This window comes from Trinickia sp., from assembly GCF_051961175.1.
Taxonomy (GTDB): Bacteria; Pseudomonadota; Gammaproteobacteria; order Burkholderiales; family Burkholderiaceae; genus Trinickia.
The window spans coordinates 1-4,364 of the sequence record NZ_JBQCDN010000433.1 but is presented as its reverse complement, the minus strand read 5'-3'; the positions used below and the strand labels follow the sequence as shown (position 1 = coordinate 4,364).

At 66.3% G+C, this 4,364-nt stretch carries 4 protein-coding genes; 3 read left to right on the top strand and 1 reads right to left on the bottom strand.

What is annotated here, in order from left to right:
• The 3 genes from ACTHL0_RS24505 to ACTHL0_RS24495 form a co-directional block, all read left to right on the top strand.
• A partial coding sequence (locus tag ACTHL0_RS24505) for a hypothetical protein (RefSeq protein WP_440569654.1) occupies positions 1-447 on the top strand: 447 nt, incomplete at its 5' end.
• 27 nt (positions 448-474) lie between these two features.
• The gene (locus tag ACTHL0_RS24500) at positions 475-2,160 is read left to right on the top strand and encodes a DUF1800 domain-containing protein (protein ID WP_440569653.1); all 1,686 of its coding nucleotides are present in this window, start codon (positions 475-477) and stop codon (positions 2,158-2,160) included.
• 2 nt (positions 2,161-2,162) lie between these two features.
• Positions 2,163-3,401: a DUF1501 domain-containing protein gene (locus ACTHL0_RS24495; protein ID WP_440569652.1), complete on the top strand. Its 1,239-nt coding sequence runs from the start codon at positions 2,163-2,165 to the stop codon at positions 3,399-3,401.
• A gap of 37 nt (positions 3,402-3,438) precedes the next feature.
• Here ACTHL0_RS24495 and hpnD read toward each other — a convergent pair whose 3' ends face one another.
• The gene (gene hpnD, locus ACTHL0_RS24490; protein ID WP_440569655.1) at positions 3,439-4,320 is read right to left on the bottom strand and encodes a presqualene diphosphate synthase HpnD; all 882 of its coding nucleotides are present in this window, start codon (positions 4,318-4,320) and stop codon (positions 3,439-3,441) included.
• Between the last annotated feature and the right edge of the window lie 44 nt (positions 4,321-4,364).

Sequence of the window (4,364 nt, the reverse complement as noted above, 5' to 3'; positions counted from 1 at the left end):
CGGTGGATACTTCATCCCATTAACACCACTCTCTCGCGCTCGATGTTGGGTCGGGCATCAGTACACGTAATCCGAGGTAGCCGGTTGCCGCACGACGAAGGGAACAAGATGACGGTGGGACACGCGTCGCCGCGCATGCGCGTGCGGATCGCCGCGGTTGCCATCGCCGGCGCAGTGGCGAGCCTGATCGTTGCCGCCGATGCTCACGCGCAAACGCCGCAGCGCGAGCGCTCGCATCCGCCGCACCCTTTCCGCCATCGCTATCTGCCGCCGCAGAACGCGACGCATCCCGCGCCGGTCAGTGCACCGCCTACGCCGATCGTGCGGACGGCCTCCTCGCCGGAGGAGTTCGGGGATCGTCAACGCGACGGTCACATGACACCCGACGAGCGGCGGCTGCTGCGCCAGCATATCGAAGATGCCGTGCGCGAACTCTATAAGCGGTGATTGACATTCGACGCTGAGGGAAGCGCGATGCGAACACGTTTGCTGCGTTGCCCTGGCGCGATCTGCGCGGTCGGCTTCCTCGTCACGACGTTGGCGTCGGCGTGGGGCGCCTCGGCCGATGCTCACCACCTCCACTCGAAGCCTACGCTCGCTGCGCATCCCGTTCGGCACTTGTCGGACGCACAGCCCATCGCCAAGGCCGACGCCGCGTCGCCATCGCCGCTGCTCGACGAGGACGACGCCCGTTATCTGCTCACTCGAACGGGCTTTGCGCCGGACGCGCAGGCGCTCGAGCCCTACGTGGGTCTTTCGCGTCAGCAAGCTGTCGATCGATTGTTGGCTACGGCTCGCACAGCGCCTGCCACGCCGATGCCTGCCTGGGTGGGCGAGCCGATCCCGACGCGTGCGCAAGAACACGCGCTCGATGCCGATGCACGCCGAGCCGAAGCGGCCGAACGGGGACGCCGGTTCGAAGCGCTACGCGGATGGTGGCTTCACGAGATGGTCGTGACGCCGTCGCCGCTCACCGAACGCATGACGTTGTTCTGGCATGGGCACTTCACGTCGGCGCAGGACAAGGTGCCGTACCCGCAGCTGATGGCGCGGCAAAATGTATTGCTGCGCCGCGATGCGTTGGGCAGCTTCGCGCACATGCTGCATGCGATGGCGAAGGACCCCGCGATGCTCCTTTACCTCGACGGCGCGAGCAATCGGAAAGGGCATCCGAACGAAAATTTCGCGCGCGAGGTCATGGAGCTGTTCACGCTCGGCGAAGGGCAGTACACGCAGCATGACGTCAGCGAGTCGGCGCGCGCCTATACGGGCTGGAGCCTCGATCCCGATACGCGCGAGTTCGTTTGGCGCGCCGATTGGCATGACGTTGGCACGAAGACGGTGCTGGGCCAGGTCGGCGCATTCGACGGCGATGCGGTCCTTGACCTTTTGCTGGCGCAGCCGCAAACGGCAACGTTCATCGTGACGCAGCTCTGGCGCGAGTTCGTATCGGAGAACCCGGACCCGGCGCAGATTGAACCGATCGCCTCGCGCTTTCGCGCGAGCGAATACGACATTGCCGTGGCATTGCGCGGGCTGTTCTTATGCGACGCGTTCTGGGACGAAGGCAACCGTGGCCTGCTCGTCAAATCACCGGTGCAATTCGTCGTCGGCACGTTGCGCTCGTTCGATGTGGACGATGACGATATGACGCCGCTCGCCCGCACCGTGCGCAACCTCGGCCAAAACCTCTTTGCGCCACCGAACGTGAAGGGCTGGCCGGGCGGGACGACGTGGATCAACAGTACGACGCTGCTGGCCCGCGAGCAATTCGTCGAACAGCTTTTTCGCGCGACGGAGCCGGGCCGGGCACAGGCGAAAGGAGCTCCGGCGCCGTCGATGTCGGCGCCGGCTGCCGAGGCAGCTTCGATGCTGCTTCAGCATGACGGCCCGCGCGATATGACGGGTAACCGGACGGCGGCCGTATCGATGCAAGCGGTGCCCGGTGGCCCCTCGCGCGCGCACGGCATGCGCTTCGATCTCGAAGGCTGGCTCGCTCGTTACGGCACGGCGCCTACGCAGCGTCCCGGGCTCTCGATCGAATTGCAATTGCAGCACGCGGTACTGCCGATCTCACCCGTCGATCCGATCGATACCGGCACCTCGAGCGCGGCGTACTTGCGCGCGCTACTGATGGATCCTGTTTATCAACTGGACTGAACATGTTGCGACGCCGCTTTCTCCGTTCGATGACGGCTGCCGCCGGCGCGGCACTGTCGATGTCCGCCGGGCGCGCACTCGCGCAGGGCGCATCGCCGCTCGTGGCGGCGCCGCCTCGCACAGGGGCAGGGGCTTATCGAAATCTGCTGATTCTCGTCGAGCTCAAGGGGGGCAACGACGGGTTGAATACGGTTATCCCCTACGACGAGCCGAACTACCGTGTCTTGCGCAAACACATCGGCATCGAGCGGGAGCGCGTGATCACGCTCGACGAGCGCACGGGCCTGCATCCCGCGCTGGAACCGCTGCTGCCGTTGTGGCGCGAGGGGCATCTGGCGATCGTGCAGGGCGTGAGCTACGCACAGCCGAATCTCTCGCACTTTCGCTCGATCGAGATTTGGAACACGGCATCGCGCGCCGACGAATATTTGAACGACGGTTGGTTGACGCGCGCGTTTGCGCAAGCTCCCGTACCCGCCGGCTTCGCGGCCGACGCGCTTGTGATCGGTAGCGCCGAGATGGGGCCGTTGGCCGGGGGCGCGCGTGCGGTCGCGCTCGTCAATCCGGCTCAATTCGCCCAGGCATCTCGGCTCGTGCAGCCCATTGCGCTACGCGAGCACAACGCGGAGTTGGCGCATATCCTCGATGTCGAGAACGACATTGTCCGTGCCGCGCTCCGTTTGAAGCCCCACCCGGGGGCGTTCGTGTTGAAGACGCCGTTCCCCGCCGGCGCCTTCGGCACTGCCGTCAAGACGGCGATGCAAGCGCTCGCCGGTGCCGGCACGCCGAGCGGGCAGCCCATTGCAGGGCAGGGTGTCGCGGCAATCCGCCTGACGCTGAACGGCTTCGATACGCATCAAAACCAACCGGGGCAGCACGCGGCGCTGCTCGCGCAACTGGCGCAGGGGTTCGCGGCCATGCGATCGGCGTTGATCGAGTTGGGGCGATGGGACGAGACGCTGATTATGACTTACGCCGAATTCGGCCGGCGGCCGCGCGAAAACGAGAGCAACGGGACCGATCATGGCACCGTCGCGCCGCATTTCATCGCGGGCGGGCGTGTGCGCGGCGGGCTCTACGGCGCGCCACCGGTATTGGCCCGGCTCGACGGCAACGGCAACTTGCCCGTCGGCGTCGACTTCCGTCAGTTGTATGCCAGCGTGCTCGGCCCTTGGTGGGGCCTCGATGCGAGCCAAGTGCTGCGCGGACGCTTCGAACCGTTGCCGCTTCTGCGCGTGTAGAGCGGACGCGCTCGTCGGTCTGCTTGCCTACACGGCTTTAACGCTTGCGCGCCGCGCGCCAGGCGATCCACAGTTTGCGGATTGGCGTGAGCGCGATCCGTTGATGGAGGACTTGGAAATCGTCGCGCTCGATTTCGTCGAGGAGCGCCAGCGCCATTGCCGCCTGTGCCCGCAACGTGCGTTGCGTGGGGCGCTCGGCAGCCGGAATGGCGGCCAGCGCCGTATGCAGTGCTTCGCGGGCGCGATTCGTCTGGAAGCGCATCAGTTCGGAGAACGCCGGACTGTATTTGCGGTTGATGATCTCCGCGGCGGTCACGCCATAGCGCTGTAGCTCGTCGATCGGCAGATAAATGCGCCCGTGCCGCGCGTCGTTGCCGAGCTCCTGAATGAACTGCGCCAGCATCAGCGCGTTGCCGAGCGCGGACGCCCATTCGTCGACGCGCCCGGCGTCCCGTGCCGTGGCGCGCGCAACGGCCACGGCGAATGCTCCGCCGACGCGGTCGATGTAGCGCGCGAGGTTGGGAAAATCGAGGTAGCGGGCCTGATCGAGATCCATCTCGAAGCCGGCGACGAGTGTGCGCAGGATCGATGCTTCGGCCTCGATGTTCGCGCAGTGCTTGGCGAGGGCGTGCGAGACCGGGTGCGACGGCTGCCCAGCGGCCAGCGCTGCCGTTTCCTTTTGCCACCAGGCGAGCTTCGTGCGCCCGACCGTCGGGTCGCTCGTGTCCTTGACGGTTTCCTCGAGCTCGCGGCGCAACGCGAACAGCGCCGTCAGAAAAGATTGCCGCGACGCGGGCGCCTGGCGCAGCGCGTAATAGGCGCTCGAACCGGCGGGCGCCGCTTTCTGGGCGCAATTGTCGTCGAAATTCTGGGGGGCGGAGGTCGGGGCTTGTGGCACGGCGAACGAGGGGTGAGGCACTGAGTGGGGGTGGGCAGTCGTGTCATCTGCGGGCAGGCCGCGAG

What these genes read in the sequence shown, in the direction of transcription:
- ACTHL0_RS24500 (WP_440569653.1), top strand. Translation starts at nt 475, where the DNA reads ATGCGAACACGTTTGCTGCGTTGCCCTGGCGCGATCTGCGCGGTCGGC.
- ACTHL0_RS24495 (WP_440569652.1), top strand. Translation starts at nt 2,163, where the DNA reads ATGTTGCGACGCCGCTTTCTCCGTTCGATGACGGCTGCCGCCGGCGCG.